This is a genomic window from Tranquillimonas alkanivorans (genome assembly GCF_900115595.1).
GTDB classification, from domain to species: domain Bacteria; phylum Pseudomonadota; class Alphaproteobacteria; order Rhodobacterales; family Rhodobacteraceae; genus Tranquillimonas; species Tranquillimonas alkanivorans.
Map to the genome: position 1 here is coordinate 52,327 of NZ_FOXA01000013.1, position 24,777 is coordinate 77,103.

Here is a 24,777-nt window from a genome sequence, read left to right on the forward strand (position 1 = left end):
CCGGAAAGTGCCCGTGCCGTCGGGGCGAAAGACATGCGCTTGTGGATGCCCGAATATCGGGCAACGCAACGCTCAGTCGGACTTAGGGGAGGAAATGGCGCGCTGGGGAGGATTCGAACCCCCGACCCCCTGATTCGTAGTCAGGTACTCTATCCAACTGAGCTACCAGCGCGTGGAGTGAGGGCGATGTACCCAGCGTGGCCGGGCTTTGCAAGGGCCGATTTCCACGTGATCGGTGAAAAACCCGCCCTCCGTGGCGTAAGCCTCATTCGGCGGCGGCGTCAAGGCTGACGATCTGCTTGGGCAGCGTGATCAGGAAGCGGGTGCCGTCGGGCCCCGTGCTCTCGAGCTCGAGCCGCCCACCATGCCCGCGCACGAGGTCAGAGGCGATGACCAGCCCAAGCCCCGAGCCGCCCTTGCTCGCCCGGCCCTGGAATGGCTGGAACAGGTGCTCGCGCGCCTTTGGCGGCAGGCCCGGGCCGGTATCGGCGACGGTGATGCTCCACGCCGCCTCGTCCTCGGTGGCGCGCACCGAGATCTCGCCCGGCTCGCCGCTGGCCGCGATCGCCTGCCGGGCGTTGCGCACGAGGTTCGCGATTACGCGGTAAAGCTGTTCGGGATCCGCCCGCACGACCATGCCGCCCGGCACGTCCTCGGAGAAGCTGATGTCGTACTCGCCCGCAGCCAGCCGTTCGCCGTCGATCACGTCGTGCACGATTCCGGCAATCTGGACGCGCGACAGGGTCGGCGGCGGTTCCTCGGCTTTGCCGAACGTCAGCGTGGATTCGCACAGGCTGACGGCGCGGCTGATCGAGTTCAGCAGCTTCGGCGTCATCCGCTTCACCGCCGGGTCCTCGCTGCCCTCCAGACGGTCGGCGAACAGCTGGGCCGAGGTCAGGATATTGCGCAGGTCATGGCTGACCTTCGCCACCGCCCCGCCGAGTTGGGCCAGCCGGTCCTTCTGTCGCAGCGCCGCCGTCAGCTGGGTCTGCAGCGATTGCAGCGTCACCTCGGCCTCGCGCAACTCCAGCACTCCGGCCGAAGGCTGGATGATGCGGCGCGCGTCCTCGGGGGCGGCGGCGTAGCTCGACATCGCGTCGATCACCCCCTTGATCGGCTTCACGAGGAAGCGCCGCACGGCGAGGAACAGCAGAAGCGCCGTCAGCACCGAGATGACCGCCGACAGGATCAGGATGCGGATGCCGTAGTCGATCATCGCCGCGCGCAGCGGGGCGGTGGGCATGGTGATCTCGATCAGCAGCCCGCCCTCGCGCACCGGGTCGCCGATCACCCGGATCACGCGGTTCTCGGTCTTGAACAGGTCGAGCATCGCATCGCGGATCAGTTGCAGCGGCCCGATGGCGCGCAGGTCGTAGGTCGCGTCGATGGGCGACGGGATGGGCGAGGACAAAACGAGCTGGCGCACCTGGTCGCGCAGAAGCACGACGTTGAAAACCTCGGCGTTCTCCAGCAGCTCGCTTTCCAAATTCTCGTCGATCATGTCGCTTGCCAGAAGCGACAGCGACGCGATCTGGGCACGCTCCAGCCGGGACAGCAGGTAATCTTCGCGGAAGCGCGCGACCGAGGGGACGAAGATCAACACCTCGGCCAGCATGACGAACACCGTCGTCAGGATCAGAAAGCGTCCGGAGAGTGTATTCAGAAACATGCGCGCCCCTTCGCGCGGGTCAGGGAAGCACGCGCTGGACGACCCCCACGACCCGCTTCACCCAAGGATTATCAAACAGTTTGGGCGAGAAATAGGCCCCCGCGGCACGCTTGTTGATCTCGGACATCGTCGGGTACGGCAGAACGGTGTCCGAGATGGCGCGCATCTTCTGCCGGTTGGCAATGGCCTGCGCCCACATCGCGATCAGGTCCCCGGCCCCTTTGCCGACGATGGAAGCACCTACGGGGCGGCCCCCGACGATCACCACCTTGACCAGCCCCGTCGTCGCGCCCTCGGCCACGGCGCGGTCGTTGCCGCCGAAGTCCGCCCGCGCGACGGTCAGCCTCTCGCCGAAACGCTCCCGCGCCTGCGCCTCGGTCAGGCCCACCTGCGCCAGTTCCGGGTCGGTGTAGCTGACCCACGGAATGTGGTCGGTCTTCGCCTTCGCCGGCAGCCCGAACAGGATCGAGCGCACCACCACGCCGCCATGGTAGCCCGCGACGTGCGTGAACATCAGCCCGCCGGCCGCGTCGCCCACGGCATAGACGCGCTTGTTGGTGGTCGAGCGCAGGTCCGCACCCACCGTCACGCCCTTGTCGTACGCCACGTTCGCCCGGCCCAGGTCCAGCCGGTCGAGATTGACCCTCCGGCCCACTGCGAGGAGGAGGTGCGTACCGGTGAAGCGTCCGTCACCTGTCTGCAGCGTGATCCTGTCGCCCTCCAAGGACACGCGCTCCACCTGCTGCCGCTCGACGATCTCGACCCCCTCGGCCTTCAGCCGCTCGGCGACCAACGCCGCCAGTTCGGGGTCGTCCTTCGGCAGTACCCGGCCGCTTTCGACCAGGGTGACCTTGCAACCAAGGCGGACATGCGCCTGCGCCATCTCCATTCCGATGGGACCACCCCCGACGATCAGCAGGTGCTCGGGCCGTTCGCGCAGGTCGAAGATCGTTTCGTTGGTGTAGTACGACACGTCGCCGATCCCCTCGATCGGCGGGACGAGCGGCGAGGACCCGGTGGCAATGACGAAACGGCGGGCTTCGACCACGGTGCCGCCGGCCTGCACCTCGGTGGGCGAGATGAAGCGCGCCCAGTCGCGAATCACGCGGACCCCCAGCCCCTCGAACCGCTCCTGGCTGTCGTGCGGGGCGATGGCGTCGATGACGCGACGGACATGATCCTTGGCGGCGGCATAGTCGACCTGCGGCTCGACCGGCGTGATACCGTAGGGCGCGCCGCTGCGCATGGAGTGTGCGTGGTTGGCCGCCGCGATCAGCGCCTTCGACGGAACGCACCCGTAGTTGAGGCAGTCGCCGCCCATCTTCCCGCCCTCGATCAGGACGGTGCGCGCGCCCATCTGCGCCGCGCCCGACGCAACTGACAAACCCCCTGAGCCTGCGCCGATCACGCAGACGTCGACCTTGATCCTTTCGGTGACGGGCTGTGCATCGTCGCGGTCGATCCTGCTGTTCTCCATCACAGACCCTTTCTGCCGCGCACGGCCTTCAACACGATGGGCAGCGCCGCAAGCGCGCAAAGCCCGAAAATGGGAAGCAGAACGTGCGGCTCGAAGATGATGCCCAGATCGGGCGTCTCGCCGCGGGCGAAGACCTCGCCCAGCCCGGCCCCTACACTGGTGAAGACCAGCGCTCCCGGAATGATCCCGAGAAACGTGGTCACGACGTAGCGCCACAGCGGCACGCCGACGAAGGCGGGCACGAGATTGGCGACGAAGAACGGCACCGCGGGGACGAGTCGGATGAGGAACAGCATCTCCCACTGCGTGTCGTCTATGCCGGCCTTGATCCGCTTCACCATGCCCTCGCTCGCATCCATCCGCGCGGCCAGCTTCTCGCCCCACCCCCAGCGTGCCGCCAGAAAGATCAGCGACGCGCCGCAGGTGGCCGCGGTCACGTTGTAAAGCACGCCGGGGAACGTCGAGAACAGGAACCCGCCCGCCAGCGTCGCCACCGTCGCACCGGGGAGCGAAAAGGCGACGATGGCGACATAGGCCGCAATGAAGACGAGCACCATCGCGACGTAGTTCGAATCGCGAAACGCCAGCAGCCGCTCGCGATTCTCGGCCAGCGTCTCGAAGCTGAGCCAGTCGCCCAGAGTAAGCGCGCCGAGGACCGCCACCACTGCGATGGCGATCAGCGGAAGCTTGCGCAAAAGGCCGCCGCGCGGTTCAGGTCGGGTCGTGTCGCTCATGGCCATTCCTCTGCCGTCCCGCCGCTTTCATGCCACAAGACATGAACCCGCCGATGCGGTCCCGCCTGCCACATCACGCCCGGTTGATGGCCAGTGAAGAACGACGACCTCCGGTGGCCTCCCAAGGCGGGAAACTGTAACAATCGCCCGCCTGCGGACATCGAGTGTTGCAGCCGGGTCCGGCGCTGTTGACTTGCCTGAGGAATGTCCTTAGAGGGCGGGCTTCGAACATGCACGGGCCTTCGAATCCGGCAGGGATTTGGGCCGCCTGACGGAGACCGACAGATGAAACGCACTTTCCAGCCTTCGAACCTGGTTCGCAAGCGCCGCCACGGGTTCCGCGCCCGCATGGCCACCAAGGCCGGCCGCAAGATCCTGAACGCCCGCCGCGCCCGCGGCCGGAAGTCGCTGAGCGCCTGAGCGCCGCCACAGGGCAGATGATGACACCGCCGGAGGCCGGAGCGACAGGCGCAAGCGCCAAGGTCGCAGACGGCCTTGCGGCGGTTTCGTCGTGTCCGGAGATCCTGCGCAAGCGCGCGGATTTCCTGAAAGCCGCCCGCGCGAAGCGACAGGGGGCACCCGCCTTCATGCTCCAGGCGCGCAAGCGTGCGCCCGAGGAAGCGCCGGGTCGGGTGCGCATCGGCTATACCTGCTCGAAGAAGGTCGGCAATGCCGTCGCCCGCAATCGCGCCAAGCGGCGGCTGCGCGAGATCGCGCGCGCCGTCCTGCCGCATCACGGGCGGCCCGGCTGGGACTACGTCCTGATCGGCCGCAAGGACGCGACGGCCAAGCGCCCCCTGCCCCGGATGATCGAGGATTTGGAGCGTGCGCTGGCCCAGGTGCACCGATGACGCCGCTCGCCCGCGTCTTCGCGCTGCCCGTCCGGACCTATCGCCTGGTCTTCAGCCCCTGGGTCGGCTTCAACTGCCGCTATCAGCCCACCTGCTCGGCCTATGCGCTCGAGGCGCTGGAAAAGCACGGGGCAGTCCGCGGCGGCTGGCTGACGCTGTGCCGGATCGGACGCTGCCACCCGTGGGGCGGCAGCGGTATCGACAACGTTCCTTAGCGCGGGACCGTCTCGGCCATCTGGCCGCTCAGGTCCAGATCGTCGAGGTCCACGTAGCGGTCCGCGTTCGGCCGCTCAAACGTCGCGCCGCCGAAAAGCGTGACCGCGCCATAGATCGTCCACATCCGCCACGCCGACACCTGCGCCTCGCGCATCGCGGCCAGCATGATCCGGTCGGCGAAGCGCTTGTCTGCGGGCTGCGGTCCCCTGCCGGGGACGTCCTGCCACGCGATGTAGAGATAGTCGTGCACGATCGCCGCCTCGAGCCACGGCCCCACCCGTCCCACGACACCGCGGAACGGCGCCGGCACGCTGGCAAGGTCCGTCACCAGTCCCGCCGGAACCCGCAGCTGCCGCCAGTCTCCCTCGGGCGGACGCCACGAACACAAATAGTCGCGCCCGACGATGTAGTCGGCGTCCTCGCCCGTCCGCAGCTTCACCGCGTCCTTCGCCCTCACCAGCACCAATGCGCTGTCGTACCGGAAGCCGGCGATCTCGGTCTCGGCCGATGGATATGGATCGACGGGCTGTGCGGGTTGGTCGAAACGGCGCATGCGAATCCTCTTGGCGGGCGGCGCGGCAGGGGCTAGGTCGGGCGCATGCTCGACGATACCGAAATTCATCCGCTGTTTCACGGCGCGCCCTCGACCACCGAGTTCCGCAAGCTGCGCAAGCGCGTCGTGCGCCAGGCGCGCGAGGCGATCGAGCAATACGGCATGATCGAGCGCGGCGCACGCTGGCTGGTCTGCCTGTCGGGCGGCAAGGATAGCTACACTCTTCTCGCCGCGCTGACGGAGCTTCAGTGGCGCGGCCTGCTGCCCGTCGAGATCCTGGCCTGCAACCTCGACCAGGGCCAGCCGGGCTTTCCCGCGACGGTGCTGCCCGAGTTCCTGGAGAAGATGGGTGTGCCGCACCGGATCGAGTACCAGGACACCTACTCGGTCGTGATGGACAAGATCCCGCAGGGCCGGACCTTCTGCGCTCTCTGCTCACGCCTGCGCCGGGGACACCTTTACCGCATCGCGCGCGAGGAAGGGTGCTCGGCCGTCGTGCTGGGCCATCACCGCGACGACATCCTCGAGACGTTCTTCATGAACCTGTTCCACGGCGGCCGCCTTGCGACGATGCCGCCGAAGCTGGTGAACGAGGAAGGCGACCTGTTCGTCTATCGCCCCCTCGCGCATGTGGCCGAGGAGGATTGCGAGCGTTTCGCCCGCTCCATGAACTACCCGATCATCCCGTGCGACCTGTGCGGCAGCCAGGACGGGCTGCAACGTCAGCAGGTCAAGCAGATCCTCGACGGGTGGGAGAAGAACTCGCCGGGCCGGCGGCAGGTGATGTTCCGCGCCCTGATGAATGCGCGGCCCTCGCACCTGCTCGACCCCAAGCTCTTCGATTTCGCCGGCCTCGCCCGAGCGGGCACGACGGCCGAGGGCGCGGACGACGTGCCTGACCTGCGGCCGCAGGAATAAGCCAGCCCCTTCTCACGCCTGCGCGATCAGCGCCCGTTGGCCGCAGCGGCGCGGGGCGAAACGGCTTGACCTTTGCAGGCGCGGCCTGTTGAACCACGCTGACCTCGAAAACCGACAGGTGCAGTCCCTCATGGACGATCAGAACAAGAACCTCATCCTCGCCACCGCGCTCAGCTTCCTGGTCATCCTCGTCTGGTTCGTCCTGTTCCCGCCGGAAGAGCCGGTGACGGATCCGAACGCACCCGTCGTGGAAGAGACCGACACCGCCCGCGCCCTTCCCCCGGCACAGGGCGGCGATCCGGCCGCGCCCGTCGCGACGGCCGAGGGCCCGCGCGAGGACGTGGAAGCCGAAGCGCCGCGCGTCGCGGTGGAAACGCCCAGCCTGTCCGGCTCGATCTCGCTTCTCGGCGGCCGCATCGACACGCTGGCGCTGCGCGATTACCAGGAAGAGATCGCGCCCGGTTCGCCCAACGTGCAGCTTCTGTCGCCGCTGGGCAGCGCGAACCCGTATTACGCGCTCTTCGGCTGGGCGCCGGGCGGCGCGCTCGGGTTCGAGGACGTGCCAGGCGCGAACACGCTGTGGCAGGTCGAAGGCAACGACACCCTCACGCCCGAGACGCCCGTCACGCTGGTCTGGGACAACGACGCCGGCCTGACCTTCCGCCGCACGATCTCGATCGACGACGAATACCTGTTCACGGTCGAGCAGTCGGTCGAGAACGCGACCGGCGAGCCGGTGCGCGTCGCCCCCTACGGCATCGTGGCCCGGCAGGGCGAGCCGGACACGACCGGCTTCTTCATCCTGCACGAGGGCGTCGTGCGCATGTCGGACGGCGAGCTCGAGGAAATCGACTACGACGACATGCCCGAACTCGAGGCCGATGAGCGCTGGGGCCCCAACGCCGACGTGATCCCGGTGACCGAGAACGGCTGGCTCGGCTTCACCGACAAGTACTGGATGACCACGCTGATCCCCGAGCCGGGCCAGGGCTTCCTTTCGGTGGCGCAGTACGTGCCGGGCCGCGACGCCTACCAGACCGAGTCGCGTCTGCCGACGCTCGAGGTCGCGCCGGGCGAGATCGCGTCGAGCACCCAACTTCTCTTCGCCGGCGCGAAGGAGTGGGAGACGATCCGCGAGTACCAGAACGACCGCGGTATCGCAGGCTTCATCGACTCGATCGACTGGGGCTGGTTCTTCTTCCTTACCAAGCCGATCTTTGCGGTGCTGCACTGGCTCAACGGCCTGATCGGCAACATGGGCTGGTCGATCATCGTGCTGACGCTCATGATCAAGGCGCTGCTCTTCCCGCTGGCCTACAAGTCCTACGTCTCGATGGCGAAGATGAAGGAACTTCAGCCCGAGATGGAGAAGATCAAGGAGAAGGCGGGCGACGACCGCCAGAAGCTCCAGCAAGAGATGATGGGTCTTTACAAGAAGGAAAAGGTGAACCCGGCCTCGGGCTGCCTGCCCATCCTTCTGCAGATCCCGATCTTCTTCTCGCTCTACAAGGTGATCTTCGTCACCATCGAGCTTCGGCACGCGCCCTGGATCGGCTGGATTCGCGACCTGTCGGCCCCCGACCCGTCGTCGATCCTGAACCTGTTCGGCCTTCTGCCCTATGCTGCGCCGTCGCCGGATTCCTTCCTCGCGATCATCTCGCTGGGCATCCTGCCGATCCTGCTGGGCATCTCGATGTGGCTTCAGCAGAAGCTGAACCCGGCGCCAACGGACCCGACGCAGGCAATGGTCTTCGCCTGGATGCCGTGGGTGTTCATGTTCATGCTGGGCCAGTTCGCGAGCGGGCTTGTGCTGTACTGGATCGCGAACAACACGATCACGTTCATCCAGCAGTACGCGATCATGCGTAGCCAGGGCTACAAGCCCGACCTATTCGGTAACATCATGCGAAGCTTCCAGCGCAAGAAGCCGCAAGAGAAGTGATCCGCGCCGCCGCCCCTCGGGGCGGCGGTTGCGCATCGGCGCAGGAGATCGCAATGCCCGGCCCCCACCCCGACACGCTGCACCCCCTGGCCGAGCATCCGCGGGTGGTGTTCCTGCGTCCGCTGGCCGAGGGCCGGTCCAACGTCACCGTCGGGCCCTTCGCCTATTATGACGACCTGGACGCGGCCGAGGCGTTCTTCGAGCACAACGTGCTGCACCACCACGACTTCATGGGCGACCACCTGACCATCGGCGCGTTCTCCGCCATTGCCACAGGCGCGCGCATCGTGATGAACGGCGCCGCCCACGACATGCGTGGCGTGACGACCTACCCGTTCGACATCTTCCGCGAATGGGGCACCGACTTCGACCTCGACGGCTACCGCGCCCAGTCCCGCGGCGACACGGTCATAGGGCCCGACGTCTGGATCGGCGGCGAGGCCTGGATCATGCCCGGCGTCACCATCGGGGCGGGCGCCGTCGTGGCGGCCAAGGCGGTGGTCACGCGCGACGTCGCCCCCTACACGGTCGTCGCCGGCAATCCCGCACGCGAAGTGCGCAAACGCTTCGACGACGACACCATCGCCCGGCTGCTCGACCTTGCATGGTGGGATTGGCCCGCCAACCGTATCGCCGCCGCCATTCCGGCCCTGCGCCGGGGCGACCTGGAGGCCCTTTCCGCATGACCGACACCCTTCCCTTCCCCCTCGCCGAGCCCGATGCGCCCGCGCGGGAGGCCGGCCGAATGCTATTCGCCGGCGAGACCGAGTTCCTGAAGGGCGTGGTCGCGATGGACGGCCTGCCGCCCGCCGACCGCACCGAGATCTGCTTCGCCGGGCGCTCGAACGTCGGGAAGTCGTCCCTGATCAACGCGCTGACCAACCGCAAGGGGCTGGCACGGGCGTCCAACACGCCGGGCCGCACGCAGGAGATCAACTTCTTCACCGCCGCCGACAGCCATTACATCGTCGACTTGCCCGGCTACGGCTTCGCCAATGCGCCGCTGAAGGTGGTCGAGGCATGGCAGCGCCTGCTCAAGGCGTACCTGGCCGGCCGGCAGAGCCTGCGCCGCGCCTTCGTCCTGATCGATGCACGGCACGGCGTAAAGGCGGTGGACGAGGAGATTATGACGCTTCTGGACAGGTCCGCCGTGACGTTTCAGGCGGTGCTGACGAAGGCGGACAAGGTCAAGGCGGCGGAACGAGAGAAGGTGCTGGCGCAGGTCCGCACGAAGCTGTCGAAGCACCCGGCCGCCTATCCCGAGTTGATCGTCACCTCATCCGAGAAGGGCTGGGGCATCGAGGACTTGCGAGCGGTGATCGCGACGCTGGAATAGTGCGCGCTCATCGCTCCCTCCGGTCGCTTCTCGCGAAGAGCGACCGGAGGGAGCGATGAAACTCACACGTCCAGGCAGTAGCGCAAGATTGCCTTCTGGGCGTGCAGGCGGTTCTCGGCCTCGTCGAAGATCACCGAGTGAGGGCCGTCCATCACCGCGCTCGTCGCCTCGTCGTCGCGATGGGCGGGCAGGCAATGCATGAACAGCGCGTCGGGCTTGGCGTGCGACATCAGCCGCTCATTCACCTGGTAGGGCCGCAGCTGGTTGTGCCGCCGCTCGCGCGCCGATTGCGGGTCGTGCATCGACACCCAGGTGTCGGTGACCACGAGGTCCGCGCCCTCGACCGCCTTGGCCGGATCGCGCTCGATCTCGATGGTCACGCCCTTGGCGCGCGCCTCGTCCAGGAACACCCGCTCGGGGTCCAGCGTCTGGGGACCGGTGAAGGTCAGGTCGAAGCCGAACTGTCCGGCGGCTTGGGCGAAGCTGGCGAAGACGTTGTTGCCGTCGCCCGACCAGACGACCTTCTTCCCCCTGATGGGGCCGCGATGCTCTTCATAGGTCAGGATGTCGGCCATGATCTGGCAGGGATGCGTGCGGTTGGTCAGCCCGTTGATCACGGGCACCGTCGCATGCTCGGCCATCTCGAGCAGCGTCGCTTCCTCGAAGGTGCGGATCATGATCAGGTCGACGTAGCGGCTCATCACCCGCGCGGTATCGGCGATGGTCTCGCCGTGGCCGAGCTGCATGTCCGCGCCCGACAGGACCAGGGTCTGACCGCCCATTTGCCGCACGCCCACGTCGAACGACACCCGCGTCCGCGTCGAGGGCTTCTCGAAGATCAGCGCCACCATGTGCCCGGCCAGCGGCTGCTCGGCATCCGGCGCGCCCTTCGGCTGGCCGTCGCGCGCACCTTTCATGGCTCGGGCGCTGTCGATGATCTGCCGGAGTGCGCCGGTGTCGGTCCGGTTGATGTCGAGGAAGTGGTTCATGGGGCGTCTCCGATGGGAAGCGCCGGGGGGCCGTCTGCCCCCCGGACCCCCCGAGGATATTTCTGGACCAAAGATGACACCACGACGTCAGGCCGCATCGCGTTTCACCTGCGTGGCGGCGGCGTCGAGACGGGAAATCGCTTCGGCGAGTTCCTCGTCCGTGATGTTGAGCGGCGGGATAAGGCGGACGACATTGTCTCCCGCCGGAACCGTCAGCACCTGGTGCGCATAGCCCTCCTTCACCACGTCCGCGGCGGGCAGCTTGCATTTCAGCCCGAGCATCAGGCCCGAGCCGCGCACGTGGTCGAAGACATCCGGGTGCGCCGCGACGAGCCCTTCGAGCTTCTGGCGCAGGAGGCCGGCCTTGCGATTCACCTCGGCCAGGAAGGCGTCGTCGGCGACGGTCTCCATCACCTTCGCGCCCACGGCGCAGGCCAGCGGATTGCCGCCGTAGGTGGAGCCGTGGGTGCCGGCCGTCATGCCGCGGGCGGCGTCCTCGGTGGCGAGCACCGCGCCCAGCGGGAAACCCCCGCCGATGCCCTTGGCGATCATCATGATGTCGGGCTCCACCCCCGCCCATTCGTGTGCGAAGAGCTTGCCGGTCCGCCCCATGCCGCACTGCACCTCGTCGAGGATCAGCAGGATGCCCTTCTCATCGCACAGGTCGCGCAGGCCCTTCAGGCACTGGTCGGGCAGCGGACGGATGCCGCCCTCGCCCTGCACAGGCTCGATGAGGATGGCACCGACGGTGTCGGTGATCGCGGCGTGGAACGCCTCGTGATCGCCCCAGGGCACGTGGACGAAGCCGGGCAGGAGCGGGCCGAAGCCCTTTGTCATCTTCTCGCCCCCGGCGGCGGCGATGCCGGCCGAGGAGCGGCCATGGAAGCTGCCCTCGAAGGTGACGATGTCGGTGCGGTCGGGGCTGCCCTTCTCGTAGTGGTACTTGCGGGCCATCTTCACCGCGAGTTCGCAGGATTCGGTGCCCGAGTTGGTGAAGAACACGGTGTCGGCGAAGGTCTTTTCGACCAGCGCGTCGGCGAGCTTTCTTTGCGCCGGGATGTCGTAGAGGTTCGACGTATGCCAGAGCGCCTGCGCCTGCGTCGTCAGGGCCTCGACCAGCGCAGGATGGGCATGGCCCAGCGCGTTCACGGCGATGCCCGCGCCGAGGTCGAGGAAGCGTCGACCGTCCTGCTCGATCAGCCACGTGCCTTCGCCCTTCACGAACGAAAGCGGCGCACGGTTATAGGTCGGCAGGATCGACGGGATCATCGGCAGGTCCTCGGATCAGGAAGCCCAAGAGGTGCCCCACGCACCCGGGCAAGTCAACGTCATGTGATGTGGAAGAGGCGTGCATCGCACGCGGAGCGGGACGTCAGGCGCGGATGCGTCGGCGTCGGAGGTCGGCGGAGATGCGGACGGTGCTCATGCCGGATGCGCTATACCGGCGGGCGGCGCTTGTCCAGCGGCGGCCGGGACGCGATGCGCCCCGGCCCGCGTGGTCAGGCCTTTAGGCGATAGCCCTTGCGGAACCAGTACCAGCAGAGCGCCAGCACGAGCCCGGTGGAAAACAGGCACACCAGGAGCCCCAGCCAGGGCGAGCTGTCGGAATGGCCGATCAGGCCGTACCGCACCCCGTCGATGAGATAGAAGACCGGGTTGAGGTGCGTAAGCCAGTACATCGCCGGCGGCAGCGTCTCGATCGAGTAGAACGTGCCCGAGAGGAAACTGAGCGGCGTGATGATGAAGTTGGTGATCGCCGCCATCTGGTCGAACTTGCTGGAAAAGATTGCCGCGACGACACCCAGTCCGCCCAGGAACGCCGAGCCGAGGATGACGAAGGTCAGCGCCCAGAACGGATGCGGCAGGCCCACGCCGACCGTCACCGCGACCAGCACCCAGATGGCGCAGGCCACGAACAGGCCGCGGCCCACGGCGCCGGCCATGTACCCGATCACAAGTTCCAGCGGCGACAGCGGCGGCATCAGCGTGTCGACGATGTTGCCCTGCACCTTCGAGATCATGATCGACGACGACGTGTTGGCGAAAGCGTTCTGGATCACCGTCATCATCAGGATGCCCGGCGCCAGGAACACCACGAACGGCACGCCCATGACTTCGCCCCGGGTCGGGCCGATGGCCAGCGCAAACACCGTCAGGAACAGTCCCGCCGTGATAAGCGGCGCCAGCAGCGTCTGCGTCCAAACCGCGAGAAAGCGCTTCACCTCGCGCTCGGCCAGGGTGTAAAGCCCCATCGCGTTCCAGCGCCCGAAGCGCCGTTCACCCATTTCCGCCGTATCTGCCATGCCTTACCTCTTCGCGACTCGGGCGGTCCTTGTAACCGCGTCAGGCGTGACTAGAATAGGGGCTCGCAGGAATTCTCAAGCCGGGAGCGTCCGACGGGGCCCCGGCTTCATAACGTCAAGGAAAGCCGATGTCCTGGACCGACGAGCGCGTTGAGCTTCTGAAACGGATGTGGAACGAGGGACAGTCCGCCAGCCAGATCGCCAAGGAACTGGGCGGTGTGACGCGGAACGCGGTGATCGGAAAGGTTCATCGCCTGGGTCTGTCGAACCGCGTCGGGGCCGCGCCCTCGAAGGCCGCCAAACCCGAGGCCGCCCCCGCGGCCGAACCGGAACCCGCACCCGCGCCGGTCCAGGAGACGAAAGTGGAGACCCCCGAAGTGGCATCCGAAAAGCCCGAGGCGCGCGCCGCCGCGCCCGCGCCGACCCCGGCGCGAAAACCCATCATCCCGGCGGGCCAGCCCCTGCCGCCGCAGCCGTCCGCGAACGAGATCAGCCCCGAGGCGCTGGCCTCGGTGCGCGAGGTCGAGAAGAGCGCGCGCAAGATCGGACTGATGGAACTGACCGAACGGACCTGCAAATGGCCTGTCGGCGACCCGGCAACCGAGGATTTCTGGTTCTGCGGCCTCGCCGTGCAGCCGGGCAAGCCGTATTGCGAAGCGCATGTCGGCGTCGCCTTCCAGCCCATGAGCTCGCGCCGCGACCGCCGGCGCTGACGCCGACTTTCATCGCGTTTCTTTCACCGGCGGTCGCCCTGCGTGGCCGCCGGTTTCCGCATGCGCGTCACCACAACTCGCCGCCATGCGGGCTCCGGTTCATGGGGCGGATGGGGTAGCGGCGCAGGATTGCGGTGTCGACATCCCTGCGGCTCAGCCCGATATCGCGCAGGCGGTGATCGGGCATGTCGCGCAGGTGGCAGGAGTCGCGGTAGGCGCGGTTGCGTGCGATGAGCCAGTGCAGGACGCATCGAAGGATGGCGCCGACCCCTCCTGGCCGGCGCGGGCGGGAGGCTGTCGTCGCGGGGCGGGCATGAACAGGCATGGCTAGGATCCTCGGCTCGACGTTGGGGGTGCCCGAATGTCGCCCACGGCCGTCAATGTACCGTCAGGATCGCTGCAAGGGCGGCACCGCCGAACGTCAAGGCATCGTCAAAAGTGCATGGACCGGCCCTGCGCAGCGCAGCGCCGCTCATGCAGCCGCCCGGCCGCTGACGCCTTCGTGCGTGCGCGCGCGTGCCCCCTTCCGCAGGGGCGCGGCATCGCCTACATGGCGGCGCATGTCCATGAACCCGCCAGACCTCCGCCCCGACCTTTCCCGCGCGCGCATCACCGAGACGCGCCGCGACGGCCAGCCGACAATCGGCATGGTCTCCCTCGGCTGCCCAAAGGCGCTGGTGGACAGTGAACGCATCCTCACGCGGCTCAGGGCCGAAGGTTACGGCATCTCGCCCGATTACACCGGCGCGGACGCGGTGATCGTGAATACCTGCGGGTTCCTCGACTCGGCCAAGGCCGAAAGCCTCGACGCCATCGGAGAGGCGCTGGCCGAGAACGGACGCGTTATCGTCACCGGCTGCCTGGGGGCGGAGCCCGAGTACATCACCGGCACGCATCCCAAGGTGCTGGCCGTGACCGGGCCGCACCAATACGAACAGGTGCTCGACGCCGTGCATTCGGCCGTGCCGCCCGCGCCGGACCCGTTCGTGGACCTGCTGCCGGCCTCGGGTGTCTCGCTGACGCCGCGACATTTCAGCTACCTCAAGATCTCCGAGGGCTGTAATCACAAGTGCCGCTTCTGCATCATTCCCGACATGCGCGGGAAGCTTGCGTCCCGGCCGCAGAAGGCGGTGGTGCGCGAGGCCGAGAAGCTGGTCGAGGCCGGGGTGAAGGAGCTTCTGGTGATCAGCCAGGATACCAGCGCCTACGGCACCGACTGGCCGCGGGGCGAGCGTGCCCAGTTCCCGATCCTCGACCTCGCGAAGGAACTGGGCCAGCTTGGCGCATGGGTGCGGATGCACTACGTCTATCCCTATCCGCATGTCCGCGAATTGATCCCGCTGATGGCCGAGGGACTGGTCCTGCCCTACCTCGACATCCCGTTCCAGCACGCCCACCCCGACACGCTCAAGCGCATGGCGCGGCCGGTCGCCGGGTCGAGGACGCTGGACGAGATCGCCGCCTGGCGCGCGGTCTGCCCGGACCTGACGCTGCGCTCGACCTTCATCGTCGGCTATCCCGGCGAAACCGCGGCCGAGTTCCAGACGCTGCTCGACTGGCTGGACGAAGCGCAACTCGACCGCGTGGGCTGCTTCAAGTACGAGAACGTCGCCGGCGCCCGCTCGAACGCACTGCCCGGCCACGTGCCCGAAGAGGTCAAGCAGGACCGGTGGGAGCGGTTCATGGAGAAGGCGCAGGCGATCTCGGAAGCGAAGCTCGCCGCCAAGGTCGGCCAGCGGATTGAGGTCATCGTCGACGAGGTCGAGGACGACGCCGCCACCTGCCGCACCAAGGCCGACGCCCCCGAGATCGACGGATGCCTGTTCATCGACGAAGGGCACGAGGACCTGAAGCCGGGCGACATCGTGACGGTCGAGGTGGACGAGGCCGGGGAATACGACCTCTGGGGCCGCCGCGTCTGATCTGGCCGGGCGGCGCCAGTGGCGCTACCTTCGCAGCATGACCCAAGCCATCGACATGCACGTCGCCTGCCCCGACCGTGACACCGCGCTTGCCATCGCGCGCGCGGCGGTCGAACGGAAGCTCGCCGCCTGCGCCAATATCTGGGGCCCGCTCACCAGCGTGTTCTGCTGGGAGGGCGCGGTCGAAGAAGACACCGAGCAGATGCTGAGCCTGAAAAGCGTCGAAACCCGCGCCACCGCGCTTTGCGATCTGATCGGCGAGTTGCACCCGTATGACCTGCCCGCCATCACCTGGCAGCGGGTCGAGGCCGAGCCGGGCACTCTAAGCTGGCTCGAGCAGGAGACCGGCTAGGCCACCATTCCGGCGATGGCCGCAGCCAGCGCGGCGACGGCGATGGACATCTGCGGGCGCCGCAGCCGCACGAAGTAAATCGGCGCCTCGCCCCGGCGCGCCGCGGGCGGGTCGGCCAGCAGCAGGAACACGTAACCCGCCAATTGCAGCGTAAGCGCCCAGAGCGGCGGCAGAAGCAGCGACACAAGTCCCGCGCCGAACAGCCAGAAGGTGGCGACGAATTGCGCAGGCTGCGGCCCGCCTTCGGTCCGGAAGCTCAGCCCCCGACGGACGCCGGACAGGAACAGAAGGATCGCCGCGCCCCAAGCCATGGTCAGCCACAGCGCCAGGTCGGCCCACCGCTCCGGCGCGATCCAGATCGCCACCGCGCCCAGCGCCAGAGGCACCATCGCGCCATAGCCCAGGATCAGACCGTCGCGCGGGATCTCGGGCCGTTCCTCGATCGTCAGGGTCCGCGCCGACGGGTCAGCCATCCAGCGCCGTCGCCAAGTCCGCGAGCGCGGGCAGGTCGCGCAGTTCCTCGGCATCGAACGGGACGGATGCGCGGGCCGTCTCGGCCGCGCCGGCGATCTTCACCGCCTGGAACGGCACGGCGATGCGCGTACCGTCCGGCATCTCGACCAGCGCCGCCACGATGCGACCGCCGGGCAGCATGACCAGGTTCTCGACCGTGCCCAGCGCCTTGCCCGAGGGACCGGCGAGCTCGCTTCCGATCAAGCCGGCCACCAGCACTCGATCCGCCGCCGTCCCGGCCAGTGTCTCGGCCGCCGCGCCCAGTTCTTCAGGTGTCTCGAGCGTGTCGGGCAGGTCAGGCAAGTCCAGGGCCACCGTCAGGGCGGGCAGGACGAGCGCGGGCAGGACGAAGCGGAGCATGCGAGCCTCCTTGGGTCACGGGGCTGCAACCCACCCGAATGCGCGGCGGTTCCTGTTCAGGGATGCGGCACCTCGAACAACTGCCATGCGCCCCACCGTCCCACCGGCCGCGCGTTGACGTCCATCACGAAGATGCCGATGCCGTCATAGTCTGCCGGACAGGCGACGAGGTCGGCCTCAGGCCGCGCGTACGCATCGAGCGCCGCCCTCTCCGTCACCCACCGGCACTGGTCAACCGGCTCTCGGTACGGCTCGCCGACCGCAAGCGGCGAAGGCGCTTCGGCCGCCGCACAGGCGGCCAGCGCCAGGATGGACGCCAAGTAAACATGCGGACGCTTCATCGCGCCCCCCTTCCAGCAGGCTCTCGCGGGCACTTTAGCCCCGCCGAGCAGACACGTCTGCCATTTCCCGCGCCTCAGGCCAGCTCCGCGAACAGCTCGCGGTTGCGACAGAAGGCGGGCGCGGCCTCCGCGGTCTCGTGCTCGGCCTGCCAGTGGGCGCAGGCACCCGGGCAGCGGCAGCCGGTGCAGCGCAGCACGGCGGCGCGATAAATCTCGGCACCGCGCGGACGCTCGACCATCGCGCTCAGGTCGGCGTCACAGCGCTCGGCCATTCCGTGCATCAGCGACACGTGGCGGTCGATCTTCTCGAACAGGCTCATCTTTCTTCTCCGTGATCTCTCGGGGCATCCGCGACCACTTCGGCGCGGCGGGCCTCGAACCAGGGTTTGTTGCGGCAGAAGCCGGGCGCTGGCACGGTCCGCCCCGCATGGTCGTCCAGCCATTTCGGGCAGGCATCGGCGTCACGACAGGCGACACAGCTGAACACGAGATCCGAAAGATCGTCAGGCGTAATCCGACCGCGTTGCAGCGCCTCACCCAAGTCGACGCCGGCCGTGTCGGCCATGCGGTTCACGAGCATCGCGTGGCGGTCGTAGCGTGACATACCGAGCATGACGGCTCCTCCTCGTCTCTGCCGTTACGGTCAGAGTGAGGCAGAGGCGCCGGGCCGGACATGATCTGAATCAAGCGTGCTCAGCCGAAGCCGATCTGCCCCTCTCCCAGCGCGGCGGTGGGACGAACGGGGCCGCACGTGACGGCCGACCTGAACAGCCGAAGCTGCGGGAACACGGTGAAGAGGTCCGAGCGTTCGGCGTCGGTCAACGCCTCGACCCGCAGCGAATCGAGATGGAGGCTCTCACAAAGCAGGCCGCCGACCTCGAGGATCTCGTGCTGCTCGAAGACGAGACCCACGTAGCTGACATGCGGTGCGGCGGTGTCTCGCGTCACGCCCTCGGCCCCGGTCAAGGCCCGGGCCGGCACCAGGATTTCCTCCATGCCGAAGAACAACTCGGCCCGCCAGCCGGTCACCAGCACCCGGTGATGCGGGGCAAGCACCACCTCGCGCGCGGGCGCGCCGGCGCCCAGTGCCCCGGGCGCGATGCGCACCGGGCGCAGATACTCGGTCTCGGGTCCGAAGGCGACGGTCTGTCGGCCGATCCAGCGCACCGGCTGAAGCCCCCGGTCCAGTGTCCAGACCGGGTCGCCCGGGCGCAGATCCTCAATTCTCTGCCGCCCGAGCCGACCGGTCACGCGCGTCCCGGCGGCGAAGCAGGCGGCACCGCCCGGCGGCTCGGCCTCGTCAAGATCGCGCCGTCGCTCGCGGCGGTCCGGCTCCTGCGCATAGACGCGCCGGCTTTCGCCTTCGGCAAGACCGTCGAGTTCCACGACGATGCGCGTCCCCTCCCCGTTCTCCAGCAGAACGTGCGTGGTCCCAACGCCCAGCCCTTCGGGCAGGTCGGTCCTGGGAGCGAGATCGCGGGCGAGCATCGCGCCGTTGGTGGCGCGCAGACGATAGAGCGGGTGACCCGCGGCGCTGTCTGCCGGGTCAAGCCGGAAGGTCTGGGTGCGGGCACCCAGCGGCTTGACCCCGCGCAGCGTGAGGATCGCGCGCGGCGGCTGTGTCCCGTTCAGACGCGCATCCGCATACGTCCCGATGCGGTCGCCGCGAATCTCGATCTCCATCGCTCGCCCCTTCTGCGGCCGCGGAGGCAGGTGATGATCCTATGCTTCCGCTCAGGGCATGCTTGGCCCGAGCGCCCGGCGTTGACAACGACGTGGGGCGAAAGCCGGCCCGGCACGCGGGAAACCGCTGTCACTGCGGAAACAATCGCGCCCCGGCCGGCGATGTGTTGCGCCATGCGCGCCGCACGGCCTTAAAGCCGCGCCGCCGCCGCCCGCACCGTGGCGATGCGGTCCGCATTTGGCGGGTGCGTGCCCAGGAAGACGTTGCCCGGGTCGGGCGAGCGAGTAAAATACTCGGCCCCCCGGAGCGGATCGTATCCCGCATACGCCGCGATGGCCGTGCCAAGCCGATCGGCCTCGAGCTCGAAGCCCTTGGAGTACCGCCGCGCGCCGACCTCGGCCCCGAAGCTCTGCGCGTTCTCGACCGTGGCGACGTCGGCCCCGCCCAGCGTCGCCAGCGCACCGGCCAGCATGGCGCCGGTCAGCGCGGACTGACGCTGGCGGTCCAAATGTCCGGCAATATGGTGCGCGGCCTCATGCCCCAGCACGAAGGCGAGTTCGTCGGCATTACGCGCCTCGGCGATGAGCGACAGCGTGAAGCCGATGATCGGCCGCCCGGTCGGGCCGATGGTCTGGAACGCATTGGGCGGCAGCCCCTGCCGGTCGTCCACGACCACGGCGAAGTCGCAGTTCACGCCGCGCGTTTCGGCCCGGCATATGTCTTCGGCCACCGGCTCGACCCGCTGCACGACGTTCACGAAGTTCCGCGCCGCGACGTCCGGGTTCATCCGCGGCGCCGGCACGGCTGACGGGGCCGTCCGGGTCTCGGGGACAGGCACCGGCGCAGTCGGAGCGACGGCGCAGCCCGAAAGCGCCAGAGCAAGGGTCAGGATCAGTGCGCGCATGTGTGTTTCTCCTGCTCGTCCTCAATGTCACCATAGCGTCCCCGCCTGCGGCGACCAGCCGCAAGCGCCCGGGCCTGTCCGCCCGGCATGCCGCCGCTACGTCGCGGCGCATGACGGAACGGCTCGACGTCATCTACAACGGGCGCTGCCCCATCTGCTCGGCCGAGATCACGGCCTATCGCCGGCACGCGCATGCGCGCGGCCTGCCCATCGGATTCACCGACTTGCACGAGACGGACCTGACCCGCCACGGCCTGACGCGGGAGACGGCGGCGCGGCGGCTCTACGTGGTGCGCGACGGACAACTTCATGCCGGGCTCGACGCGTTCCTGCGGCTGTGGGAAGCGATGCCGCGGTACCGCTGGCTCGCCTGCGCAGTCGACCGCCGCGGCGTCCGTCCTTTCGCGGGCTGGCTCTACGAGCGGATCGCCGCCCCCGCACTCTTCGCCCTGCACAGGCGCAGGATGCGCCGTCATTCGCTGTAACGCGCGACGCCGCGCCGCCGCTCCTCCAGCCAACGGGTGATGCGCCGCCGGTCGGCGCGGCTGCGGATCTGACTTGCGGTCAGGCTCTCGGCGACCAGCCGGTAGGGATCGCCCTCCTCGATGGCGAAGCTCCGGCGCGCTCCGCCAAGGCGGTTGTCCGCGGCCGTGGCAATGATGGCGGTCAACTCCAGCCGCACCACGTCCTCCCAGTGCACGCCCTCCTCGTCACCGATGGCACGCTCGACCAGCGTCTCGAAGCTGCCGATGTCGAGAATGTTGCCCGTCTCGAGCGGCCCTTGGTGCGTGGCGTCCGCCGGGCGCGACACCTCGCCCTCCAGCTCTGGATTTCGGTCGGTGATCGCCGCCGTCTCGAAGCCCTCACACGTCTCGACGCGGATCGTCACGTCCAGCAGATACACCGGCTCCATTCCAAGGTTCGAGATGAAGCACCGCGCCCGCACACCCTCGCCCGCGCCGCAATTGATCAGGATCATCGGCCGCCGCTGCCGGCGGAACGAGATCAGCAGGAGTTGAAGGTAAGCGACCCAGACGAACACGGTCACCACGCCCACGGCGACCTGCACGATCTCGTAGTTTTGCCTGATCCACTCCAGCATCCGCCCTCCGCCCGCGGCAACGCCCTGCCCCGGTGCGGGTTCCTGCCGCTTGCGCCGGCGCGTGGCCGGCGTAGGGTGGATCGCATGTTTACGATCGAACACGACTTCGACGCGACCGTGGTGACGCTGGTGGACGAGGCCGCCGTCCACCGCCAGGAAGACATCACCATCCACGCCTTCGAGGATTGCGTCACCGTCGAGCAGCTCGACACGCGCACCGACCGGGTACAGACGGTCACGCTGTCGATGTCGCAGCTGCGCGACCTGGCCGCCGCGCTCGACCTGCCCGAGGGCGCATATCGGCTGCAAATCGGCGGCGACTAGTCCTCGACGCGGAACACCTTGTCCCGCGCCTTGGCACCGCGCACCAGCGTCAGGCGCGACTTCGGGACGCCCAGCGCCCGCGCCAGAAGCTTCTGCACCGCCGCGTTGGCCTTCCCGCCCTCGGGCGCGACGGTCACGCGGATGCGCAGCACCCCACCCGCATCCACCTCCACCGCGTCGCGCGACGCCTTCGGCGTCACCCTCACGACGATCTCGGCGCCGGGGCGGGCCTGCTCGCTCAGATCAGCCATGCTTCCTCCTCTGGACACTCCCCCGGCCTCGGGTCAGGTTCCCACCCGACACGACGGAGGCGCGCATGACCACGGGATTTTTTTGGGACGAACGCTGTTTCTGGCACGGCGGCGGCAATTATGCCTTCACCGTGCCCGCCGGTGGGCTGGTGCAGCCGACCTTCGGCGGTCTGCCCGAGGCGCCCGAGACCAAGCGCCGCCTGAAGTCCCTGATGGACGTCACCGGCCTGACGCAGGAACTCGACGTCCGCTCGGCTCCCGAATCAAGCTGGGTCGACCTCGAACGCGTGCACCCGTTGTCCTTCCTCGAAACCTTCAAGGCAATGTCCGACGAAAAGGGCGGCGAACTCGGCAGCTCGGCGCCGTTCCTGCCTGGCGGGTTCGAGATCGCGGCGCGCTCGGCCGGGTTGGCGCAGACCGCGCTGCAGGCGGTGCTGAAGGGCGAGGTGAAGAACGCCTATGCCCTGTCGCGCCCGCCCGGCCACCACTGCCTGCCCGAGTGGCAGAACGGCTTCTGCCTGCTTGCCAACATCGCCGTCGCCGTCGAGGCCGCGCTCGCCGAGACCCGCGCCGCGCGCATCGCCGTCATCGACTGGGACGTGCACCACGGCAACGGGACCGAGGCGATCTTCTACGGCCGCGACGACGTGCTGACGATCTCGCTCCACCAGGAGCGGAACTATCCCACCAACACCGGCGATGCCTCGGCGCGCGGAGAGGGCAAGGGCGAAGGCTTCAACGTCAACATCCCGCTGCCCGCCGGCACCGGCCACACCGGCTATCTCGCCGCCTTCGACCGCATCGTCGCCCCAGCCCTCTCCCGCTTCCGCCCCGACGCCATCGTGGTCGCCTGCGGCTTCGACGCCGCCCTGATCGACCCGCTGGGCCGCATGCTCTGCACCGCCGGGACCTTCCGGGAGCTCACGCGCCGCACCATGCAGATGGCCGACGACCTGTGCGACGGCCGCCTCGTCATGACGCACGAGGGCGGCTATTCCGAGATGTACGTGCCCTTCTGCGGCCACGCCGTCATCGCCGAGCTTTCGGGCAGCGCCGTCGAGGCTCCCGACCCGCAGGCGGCGGTCTATGCCGCGCGCCAGCCCGGCCCGGCCTTCGATGCCTTCCTCGACGGCTGGATCGACGACCTCGCACGGCTCCACGCCTAGATCATCTTCGGTCAAGAAATATCCTCGGGGGTCCGGGGGCAGACAGCCCCCGGCCTCACTATAAATGCACTTCGGAGACCCCATGCCCGACGCCAATCAGCCCGCGCTCGACTTCCTGCTCGCCCGCCGCTCCCGCCCCGCCAAGACGCTGACGACGCCGGTGCCGGATCGCGACCAGCTGCGCCCGCTTCTGACCGCCGCCGGCCGTACGCCGGATCACGGCAAGCTCGAGCCGTGGCGCTTCATCGTGCTGCAAAAGCCCGCCCTCGTCCGCCTGGCGGAGATGGTCGAAACCCGCGGCGCGCGCTTGGGCAAGACTCCCGAGGACATCGCCAAGCAGCGCACCCAGTACGCCGACGGCGACCTCGCGGTGGTCGTTGTGGCAAGCCCCAGGCCGTCGGACAAGATCCCCGAGATCGAGCAGACGCTGTCGGCCGGGGCGGCCTGCCTTCAGCTTCTCAACGCCGCGCTCGCGGCGGGCTGGGGCGCGAACTGGCTGACCGGCTGGGCCTCGCACGATCGCGCCTTCGTGGAAGAGGGGCTCGGCCTCGCCCCGCAGGAATGGGTCGCCGGCCTGATCCATATCGGGACCGAGAAGTTCGCCCCGCCCGAGCGTCCGCGCCCCGACATCGACGCGCTGACCACCTGGGTCGACGCATGATCCTGACGGCCCTCTCCCGCGCGCTGGGGCAGATCGGCGACTCGACCTTCCGCCGGGTGCTGATCCTGGGGCTCGGCCTGACCGTCCTGCTGTTGGCCGGGCTGGGCTGGCTGACCGTGACCGGCATCGGCTGGCTTCTGCCCGAGACGATGTCGCTGCCCTGGATCGGCGAGATCGCGTGGGTGGACGACGCCGCGTCGGTCGCCGGTATCCTGCTGGTGCTGGTGCTGTCGGTGGTGCTGATGGTGCCGGTCGCCTCGGTCTTCACCGGGTTCTTCCTGGACGACGTGGCCGACGCGGTCGAGGCGAAGCATTACCCGCACCTGCCGCCCGCCGACCGCATCGCGTGGTCGACGCAGATCGCCGATGCGGCCGGGTTCCTCGCCCTGGTTGTGGGCGTGAACCTCGCCGGCCTGATCGTCTACCTGCTGGTCGCGCCCGCCGCACCGTTCGTGTTCTGGGCGGTCAACGGCTTCCTTCTTGGACGGGAGTACTTCCAGATGGTGGCGATCCGCCGGCTTGGCCGCCAGGGCGCCCGCGCCGCGCGCCGGCGGCACGGCGGCACGATCTGGCTGGCCGGCACGCTGATGGCGTTGCCGCTGACCATCCCGGTCGTGAACCTGACCGTGCCCGTGCTGGGTGCGGCGGTGTTCACCCACCTGTTCCACTTGTTGGAATCGGGTCCATCCGGCCGAACCAGTCGAAATCGCGCACGGTGATCCAGCCCGACAGGATGATGCCGGCGATCAAGATCCACAGCACGAAGCTGATGCCGGTGACCCACAGCGCCTTGCGCTTCATCTGAAGATTTGCCGGCGCGCCCGCATGGGTGCCCGGCACGATCTCGTTCTCGTCACCCTGCGTGCGCAGCCGCACCGGCAGCGCCACAAAAAGCGTCATGAACCAGATCACGGCATAAAGCACGATGGCCGAGGTGATGGACATGTCGTTAACCTCCTACCCGGCCGAGACCGGGACGTCATGCGGCGGCGCGGGGCTCCGCGCCGGGGCTCAGACCTGCTCGAGCTCGATCAGGCAGCCGTTGAAATCCTTGGGGTGCAGGAACAGCACGGGCTTTCCGTGCGCGCCGATCTTCGGCTCGCCGCCGCCCAGCACCCGCGCGCCCTCGGCCTTCAGCCGGTCGCGGGCCGCCAGGATATCGTCGACCTCGTAGCACATGTGATGAATCCCGCCGGCCGGGTTCTTTTCCAGGAAACCGGCGATGGGCGAACTGTCGCCCAGCGGATACAGAAGCTCGATCTTCGTGTTCGGAAGCTCGATGAAGACGACCGTTACGCCGTGGTCCGGCTCGTCCTGCGGGGCGCCGACGGAGGCGCCGAGCGTGTCGCGGTACTGCGCCGCCGCGGCGTCGAGGTCGGGAACGGCGATGGCCACGTGGTTCAGGCGTCCGATCATGGGCGGCTCCTTGTCAGCAGGGCGGTTATGGCCGCGCGGGCGGCACGCCGCAAGCGACGCGAAGCCGCACTCGGCCGCGC

General features: G+C 68.3%; 34 protein-coding genes and 1 tRNA gene. 15 read left to right on the forward strand and 20 right to left on the reverse strand.

Annotation, left to right across the window (positions count from 1 at the left end; all coding sequences use genetic code 11):
• Positions 1-95 precede the first annotated feature (95 nt).
• From BM162_RS15140 to BM162_RS15155, 4 genes are all read right to left on the reverse strand, one after another.
• A tRNA-Arg gene (locus tag BM162_RS15140) sits at positions 96-172 on the reverse strand.
• A gap of 93 nt (positions 173-265) precedes the next feature.
• The gene (locus BM162_RS15145) at positions 266-1,669 is read right to left on the reverse strand and encodes a sensor histidine kinase (protein WP_093423730.1); all 1,404 of its coding nucleotides are present in this window, start codon (positions 1,667-1,669) and stop codon (positions 266-268) included.
• A 19-nt stretch (positions 1,670-1,688) separates the two neighbouring features.
• Entirely contained in the window at positions 1,689-3,146 is a 1,458-nt protein-coding gene (locus tag BM162_RS15150; protein ID WP_093423733.1) for a dihydrolipoyl dehydrogenase family protein, read from the reverse strand.
• Positions 3,146-3,880 carry a TVP38/TMEM64 family protein gene (locus BM162_RS15155; protein WP_093423736.1) on the reverse strand — a complete coding sequence of 245 codons (735 nt, stop codon included), beginning with the start codon at positions 3,878-3,880 and terminating at the stop codon, positions 3,146-3,148. Before BM162_RS15155 ends, BM162_RS15150 begins: the two co-directional genes overlap by 1 nt.
• A 285-nt stretch (positions 3,881-4,165) precedes the next feature.
• On the opposite strand from BM162_RS15155, the gene rpmH reads away from it, so the two are divergent.
• The 3 genes from rpmH to yidD are packed head-to-tail and all read left to right on the forward strand — an operon-like array spanning position 4,166 to position 4,946.
• Entirely contained in the window at positions 4,166-4,300 is a 135-nt protein-coding gene (gene rpmH, locus BM162_RS15160; RefSeq protein WP_012177012.1) for a 50S ribosomal protein L34, read from the forward strand.
• Positions 4,301-4,320: 20 nt separating this feature from the next.
• Entirely contained in the window at positions 4,321-4,731 is a 411-nt protein-coding gene (rnpA, locus tag BM162_RS15165) for a ribonuclease P protein component (protein ID WP_093423922.1), read from the forward strand.
• A complete protein-coding gene (gene yidD / locus BM162_RS15170) occupies positions 4,728-4,946 on the forward strand; it encodes a membrane protein insertion efficiency factor YidD (protein ID WP_093423738.1) in 219 nt (72 codons plus the stop codon). The genes rnpA and yidD overlap by 4 nt, the downstream gene beginning before the upstream one ends.
• Here the strand turns inward: yidD and BM162_RS15175 are convergent.
• The gene (locus BM162_RS15175; RefSeq protein WP_177215178.1) at positions 4,943-5,500 is read right to left on the reverse strand and encodes a DUF1353 domain-containing protein; all 558 of its coding nucleotides are present in this window, start codon (positions 5,498-5,500) and stop codon (positions 4,943-4,945) included. The genes yidD and BM162_RS15175 overlap by 4 nt on opposite strands.
• Before the next feature lie 45 nt (positions 5,501-5,545).
• On the opposite strand from BM162_RS15175, the gene ttcA reads away from it, so the two are divergent.
• From ttcA to yihA, 4 genes are all read left to right on the forward strand, one after another.
• Positions 5,546-6,418, forward strand: coding sequence for a tRNA 2-thiocytidine(32) synthetase TtcA (ttcA, locus tag BM162_RS15180; protein ID WP_093423741.1), 873 nt, complete (start codon positions 5,546-5,548; stop codon positions 6,416-6,418).
• Positions 6,419-6,548: 130 nt separating this feature from the next.
• Positions 6,549-8,360 (forward strand): membrane protein insertase YidC, encoded by a 1,812-nt coding sequence (yidC, locus tag BM162_RS15185; RefSeq protein WP_093423744.1) that lies wholly within the window; start codon positions 6,549-6,551, stop codon positions 8,358-8,360.
• Between the two features lie 53 nt (positions 8,361-8,413).
• Positions 8,414-9,046, forward strand: a complete 633-nt coding sequence (locus BM162_RS23485; RefSeq protein ID WP_093423746.1) for a CatB-related O-acetyltransferase — start codon at positions 8,414-8,416, stop codon at positions 9,044-9,046.
• Complete coding sequence (yihA, locus tag BM162_RS15195; RefSeq protein ID WP_093423749.1) at positions 9,043-9,696, forward strand: ribosome biogenesis GTP-binding protein YihA/YsxC; 654 nt, start codon at positions 9,043-9,045, stop codon at positions 9,694-9,696. The genes BM162_RS23485 and yihA overlap by 4 nt, the downstream gene beginning before the upstream one ends.
• 62 nt (positions 9,697-9,758) lie before the next feature.
• Here the strand turns inward: yihA and argF are convergent, their stop codons facing one another.
• The 3 genes from argF to BM162_RS15210 all read right to left on the reverse strand — a co-directional run bounded on the left by argF (position 9,759) and on the right by BM162_RS15210 (position 12,988).
• The gene (gene argF, locus BM162_RS15200) at positions 9,759-10,685 is read right to left on the reverse strand and encodes an ornithine carbamoyltransferase (protein ID WP_093423751.1); all 927 of its coding nucleotides are present in this window, start codon (positions 10,683-10,685) and stop codon (positions 9,759-9,761) included.
• Between the two features lie 87 nt (positions 10,686-10,772).
• Positions 10,773-11,954 carry an aspartate aminotransferase family protein gene (locus BM162_RS15205; RefSeq protein WP_093423754.1) on the reverse strand — a complete coding sequence of 394 codons (1,182 nt, stop codon included), beginning with the start codon at positions 11,952-11,954 and terminating at the stop codon, positions 10,773-10,775.
• Positions 11,955-12,184: 230 nt separating this feature from the next.
• Positions 12,185-12,988 carry an ABC transporter permease gene (locus tag BM162_RS15210; protein WP_245759281.1) on the reverse strand — a complete coding sequence of 268 codons (804 nt, stop codon included), beginning with the start codon at positions 12,986-12,988 and terminating at the stop codon, positions 12,185-12,187.
• Between the two features lie 128 nt (positions 12,989-13,116).
• Here BM162_RS15210 and BM162_RS15215 point away from each other — a divergent pair, with 128 nt between their 5' ends.
• Positions 13,117-13,701 (forward strand): GcrA family cell cycle regulator, encoded by a 585-nt coding sequence (locus tag BM162_RS15215; RefSeq protein ID WP_093423756.1) that lies wholly within the window; start codon positions 13,117-13,119, stop codon positions 13,699-13,701.
• A 67-nt stretch (positions 13,702-13,768) separates the two neighbouring features.
• Here the strand turns inward: BM162_RS15215 and BM162_RS15220 are convergent, their stop codons facing one another.
• Positions 13,769-14,026, reverse strand: coding sequence for a DUF1127 domain-containing protein (locus tag BM162_RS15220; protein WP_093423759.1), 258 nt, complete (start codon positions 14,024-14,026; stop codon positions 13,769-13,771).
• Positions 14,027-14,261: 235 nt separating this feature from the next.
• On the opposite strand from BM162_RS15220, the gene rimO reads away from it, so the two are divergent.
• Positions 14,262-15,623: a 30S ribosomal protein S12 methylthiotransferase RimO gene (rimO, locus tag BM162_RS15225; RefSeq protein ID WP_093423762.1), complete on the forward strand. Its 1,362-nt coding sequence runs from the start codon at positions 14,262-14,264 to the stop codon at positions 15,621-15,623.
• A gap of 37 nt (positions 15,624-15,660) precedes the next feature.
• On the forward strand, positions 15,661-15,975 hold the full coding sequence (cutA, locus tag BM162_RS15230; protein ID WP_093423765.1) for a divalent-cation tolerance protein CutA: 315 nt from the start codon (positions 15,661-15,663) through the stop codon (positions 15,973-15,975).
• On the opposite strand, the gene BM162_RS15235 is transcribed toward cutA, so the two are convergent.
• The 7 genes from BM162_RS15235 to BM162_RS15265 form a co-directional block, all read right to left on the reverse strand.
• The gene (locus BM162_RS15235; RefSeq protein WP_093423767.1) at positions 15,972-16,448 is read right to left on the reverse strand and encodes a DUF3429 domain-containing protein; all 477 of its coding nucleotides are present in this window, start codon (positions 16,446-16,448) and stop codon (positions 15,972-15,974) included. The genes cutA and BM162_RS15235 overlap by 4 nt on opposite strands.
• On the reverse strand, positions 16,441-16,848 hold the full coding sequence (locus tag BM162_RS15240; RefSeq protein WP_093423770.1) for a PRC-barrel domain-containing protein: 408 nt from the start codon (positions 16,846-16,848) through the stop codon (positions 16,441-16,443). The genes BM162_RS15235 and BM162_RS15240 overlap by 8 nt, the downstream gene beginning before the upstream one ends.
• A 56-nt stretch (positions 16,849-16,904) precedes the next feature.
• Entirely contained in the window at positions 16,905-17,189 is a 285-nt protein-coding gene (locus BM162_RS15245; protein ID WP_093423773.1) for a hypothetical protein, read from the reverse strand.
• Positions 17,190-17,263: 74 nt separating this feature from the next.
• Entirely contained in the window at positions 17,264-17,509 is a 246-nt protein-coding gene (locus BM162_RS15250; protein WP_093423776.1) for a DUF6455 family protein, read from the reverse strand.
• A complete protein-coding gene (locus BM162_RS15255) occupies positions 17,506-17,793 on the reverse strand; it encodes a DUF6455 family protein (RefSeq protein ID WP_143096165.1) in 288 nt (95 codons plus the stop codon). The genes BM162_RS15250 and BM162_RS15255 overlap by 4 nt, the downstream gene beginning before the upstream one ends.
• 89 nt (positions 17,794-17,882) lie before the next feature.
• Positions 17,883-18,872, reverse strand: a complete 990-nt coding sequence (locus BM162_RS15260; RefSeq protein ID WP_093423782.1) for a Hint domain-containing protein — start codon at positions 18,870-18,872, stop codon at positions 17,883-17,885.
• A gap of 191 nt (positions 18,873-19,063) precedes the next feature.
• Positions 19,064-19,777 carry a M48 family metallopeptidase gene (locus BM162_RS15265; RefSeq protein WP_093423785.1) on the reverse strand — a complete coding sequence of 238 codons (714 nt, stop codon included), beginning with the start codon at positions 19,775-19,777 and terminating at the stop codon, positions 19,064-19,066.
• A gap of 110 nt (positions 19,778-19,887) precedes the next feature.
• Between BM162_RS15265 and BM162_RS15270 the strand changes: the two genes are divergently transcribed.
• Positions 19,888-20,262, forward strand: a complete 375-nt coding sequence (locus BM162_RS15270) for a thiol-disulfide oxidoreductase DCC family protein (RefSeq protein WP_093423930.1) — start codon at positions 19,888-19,890, stop codon at positions 20,260-20,262.
• On the opposite strand, the gene BM162_RS15275 is transcribed toward BM162_RS15270, so the two are convergent.
• Entirely contained in the window at positions 20,250-20,879 is a 630-nt protein-coding gene (locus BM162_RS15275) for a hypothetical protein (RefSeq protein WP_093423788.1), read from the reverse strand. The two genes, BM162_RS15270 and BM162_RS15275, sit on opposite strands and share 13 nt — an antisense overlap.
• Positions 20,880-20,963: 84 nt before the next feature.
• Between BM162_RS15275 and BM162_RS15280 the strand changes: the two genes are divergently transcribed.
• Complete coding sequence (locus BM162_RS15280; protein WP_093423791.1) at positions 20,964-21,203, forward strand: DUF8831 family protein; 240 nt, start codon at positions 20,964-20,966, stop codon at positions 21,201-21,203.
• Here the strand turns inward: BM162_RS15280 and BM162_RS15285 are convergent.
• A complete protein-coding gene (locus BM162_RS15285) occupies positions 21,200-21,454 on the reverse strand; it encodes a DUF167 domain-containing protein (RefSeq protein ID WP_093423793.1) in 255 nt (84 codons plus the stop codon). The two genes, BM162_RS15280 and BM162_RS15285, sit on opposite strands and share 4 nt — an antisense overlap.
• A 65-nt stretch (positions 21,455-21,519) precedes the next feature.
• Here BM162_RS15285 and BM162_RS15290 point away from each other — a divergent pair, with 65 nt between their 5' ends.
• The 3 genes from BM162_RS15290 to BM162_RS15300 all read left to right on the forward strand — a co-directional run bounded on the left by BM162_RS15290 (position 21,520) and on the right by BM162_RS15300 (position 24,000).
• Positions 21,520-22,620: a class II histone deacetylase gene (locus BM162_RS15290; protein ID WP_093423796.1), complete on the forward strand. Its 1,101-nt coding sequence runs from the start codon at positions 21,520-21,522 to the stop codon at positions 22,618-22,620.
• An 82-nt stretch (positions 22,621-22,702) separates the two neighbouring features.
• Entirely contained in the window at positions 22,703-23,281 is a 579-nt protein-coding gene (locus BM162_RS15295) for a nitroreductase family protein (RefSeq protein WP_093423933.1), read from the forward strand.
• On the forward strand, positions 23,278-24,000 hold the full coding sequence (locus tag BM162_RS15300) for an EI24 domain-containing protein (RefSeq protein ID WP_093423798.1): 723 nt from the start codon (positions 23,278-23,280) through the stop codon (positions 23,998-24,000). The genes BM162_RS15295 and BM162_RS15300 overlap by 4 nt, the downstream gene beginning before the upstream one ends.
• Here BM162_RS15300 and BM162_RS15305 read toward each other — a convergent pair.
• Positions 23,933-24,226: a DUF1467 family protein gene (locus BM162_RS15305; RefSeq protein WP_093423801.1), complete on the reverse strand. Its 294-nt coding sequence runs from the start codon at positions 24,224-24,226 to the stop codon at positions 23,933-23,935. The genes BM162_RS15300 and BM162_RS15305 overlap by 68 nt on opposite strands.
• A 66-nt stretch (positions 24,227-24,292) precedes the next feature.
• Positions 24,293-24,697: a methylmalonyl-CoA epimerase gene (gene mce, locus BM162_RS15310; protein ID WP_093423803.1), complete on the reverse strand. Its 405-nt coding sequence runs from the start codon at positions 24,695-24,697 to the stop codon at positions 24,293-24,295.
• Positions 24,698-24,777: the final 80 nt, after the last annotated feature.

What these genes read in the sequence shown, in the direction of transcription:
- BM162_RS15145 (WP_093423730.1), bottom strand. Translation starts at nt 1,669, where the DNA reads ATGTTTCTGAATACACTCTCCGGACGCTTTCTGATCCTGACGACGGTG.
- BM162_RS15150 (WP_093423733.1), bottom strand. Translation starts at nt 3,146, where the DNA reads ATGGAGAACAGCAGGATCGACCGCGACGATGCACAGCCCGTCACCGAA.
- BM162_RS15155 (WP_093423736.1), bottom strand. Translation starts at nt 3,880, where the DNA reads ATGAGCGACACGACCCGACCTGAACCGCGCGGCGGCCTTTTGCGCAAG.
- rpmH (WP_012177012.1), top strand. Translation starts at nt 4,166, where the DNA reads ATGAAACGCACTTTCCAGCCTTCGAACCTGGTTCGCAAGCGCCGCCAC.
- rnpA (WP_093423922.1), top strand. Translation starts at nt 4,321, where the DNA reads ATGACACCGCCGGAGGCCGGAGCGACAGGCGCAAGCGCCAAGGTCGCA.
- yidD (WP_093423738.1), top strand. Translation starts at nt 4,728, where the DNA reads ATGACGCCGCTCGCCCGCGTCTTCGCGCTGCCCGTCCGGACCTATCGC.
- BM162_RS15175 (WP_177215178.1), bottom strand. Translation starts at nt 5,500, where the DNA reads ATGCGCCGTTTCGACCAACCCGCACAGCCCGTCGATCCATATCCATCG.
- ttcA (WP_093423741.1), top strand. Translation starts at nt 5,546, where the DNA reads ATGCTCGACGATACCGAAATTCATCCGCTGTTTCACGGCGCGCCCTCG.
- yidC (WP_093423744.1), top strand. Translation starts at nt 6,549, where the DNA reads ATGGACGATCAGAACAAGAACCTCATCCTCGCCACCGCGCTCAGCTTC.
- BM162_RS23485 (WP_093423746.1), top strand. Translation starts at nt 8,414, where the DNA reads ATGCCCGGCCCCCACCCCGACACGCTGCACCCCCTGGCCGAGCATCCG.
- yihA (WP_093423749.1), top strand. Translation starts at nt 9,043, where the DNA reads ATGACCGACACCCTTCCCTTCCCCCTCGCCGAGCCCGATGCGCCCGCG.
- argF (WP_093423751.1), bottom strand. Translation starts at nt 10,685, where the DNA reads ATGAACCACTTCCTCGACATCAACCGGACCGACACCGGCGCACTCCGG.
- BM162_RS15205 (WP_093423754.1), bottom strand. Translation starts at nt 11,954, where the DNA reads ATGATCCCGTCGATCCTGCCGACCTATAACCGTGCGCCGCTTTCGTTC.
- BM162_RS15210 (WP_245759281.1), bottom strand. Translation starts at nt 12,988, where the DNA reads ATGGCAGATACGGCGGAAATGGGTGAACGGCGCTTCGGGCGCTGGAAC.
- BM162_RS15215 (WP_093423756.1), top strand. Translation starts at nt 13,117, where the DNA reads ATGTCCTGGACCGACGAGCGCGTTGAGCTTCTGAAACGGATGTGGAAC.
- BM162_RS15220 (WP_093423759.1), bottom strand. Translation starts at nt 14,026, where the DNA reads ATGCCTGTTCATGCCCGCCCCGCGACGACAGCCTCCCGCCCGCGCCGG.
- rimO (WP_093423762.1), top strand. Translation starts at nt 14,262, where the DNA reads ATGTCCATGAACCCGCCAGACCTCCGCCCCGACCTTTCCCGCGCGCGC.
- cutA (WP_093423765.1), top strand. Translation starts at nt 15,661, where the DNA reads ATGACCCAAGCCATCGACATGCACGTCGCCTGCCCCGACCGTGACACC.
- BM162_RS15235 (WP_093423767.1), bottom strand. Translation starts at nt 16,448, where the DNA reads ATGGCTGACCCGTCGGCGCGGACCCTGACGATCGAGGAACGGCCCGAG.
- BM162_RS15240 (WP_093423770.1), bottom strand. Translation starts at nt 16,848, where the DNA reads ATGCTCCGCTTCGTCCTGCCCGCGCTCGTCCTGCCCGCCCTGACGGTG.
- BM162_RS15245 (WP_093423773.1), bottom strand. Translation starts at nt 17,189, where the DNA reads ATGAAGCGTCCGCATGTTTACTTGGCGTCCATCCTGGCGCTGGCCGCC.
- BM162_RS15250 (WP_093423776.1), bottom strand. Translation starts at nt 17,509, where the DNA reads ATGAGCCTGTTCGAGAAGATCGACCGCCACGTGTCGCTGATGCACGGA.
- BM162_RS15255 (WP_143096165.1), bottom strand. Translation starts at nt 17,793, where the DNA reads ATGTCACGCTACGACCGCCACGCGATGCTCGTGAACCGCATGGCCGAC.
- BM162_RS15260 (WP_093423782.1), bottom strand. Translation starts at nt 18,872, where the DNA reads ATGGAGATCGAGATTCGCGGCGACCGCATCGGGACGTATGCGGATGCG.
- BM162_RS15265 (WP_093423785.1), bottom strand. Translation starts at nt 19,777, where the DNA reads ATGCGCGCACTGATCCTGACCCTTGCTCTGGCGCTTTCGGGCTGCGCC.
- BM162_RS15270 (WP_093423930.1), top strand. Translation starts at nt 19,888, where the DNA reads ATGACGGAACGGCTCGACGTCATCTACAACGGGCGCTGCCCCATCTGC.
- BM162_RS15275 (WP_093423788.1), bottom strand. Translation starts at nt 20,879, where the DNA reads ATGCTGGAGTGGATCAGGCAAAACTACGAGATCGTGCAGGTCGCCGTG.
- BM162_RS15280 (WP_093423791.1), top strand. Translation starts at nt 20,964, where the DNA reads ATGTTTACGATCGAACACGACTTCGACGCGACCGTGGTGACGCTGGTG.
- BM162_RS15285 (WP_093423793.1), bottom strand. Translation starts at nt 21,454, where the DNA reads ATGGCTGATCTGAGCGAGCAGGCCCGCCCCGGCGCCGAGATCGTCGTG.
- BM162_RS15290 (WP_093423796.1), top strand. Translation starts at nt 21,520, where the DNA reads ATGACCACGGGATTTTTTTGGGACGAACGCTGTTTCTGGCACGGCGGC.
- BM162_RS15295 (WP_093423933.1), top strand. Translation starts at nt 22,703, where the DNA reads ATGCCCGACGCCAATCAGCCCGCGCTCGACTTCCTGCTCGCCCGCCGC.
- BM162_RS15300 (WP_093423798.1), top strand. Translation starts at nt 23,278, where the DNA reads ATGATCCTGACGGCCCTCTCCCGCGCGCTGGGGCAGATCGGCGACTCG.
- BM162_RS15305 (WP_093423801.1), bottom strand. Translation starts at nt 24,226, where the DNA reads ATGTCCATCACCTCGGCCATCGTGCTTTATGCCGTGATCTGGTTCATG.
- mce (WP_093423803.1), bottom strand. Translation starts at nt 24,697, where the DNA reads ATGATCGGACGCCTGAACCACGTGGCCATCGCCGTTCCCGACCTCGAC.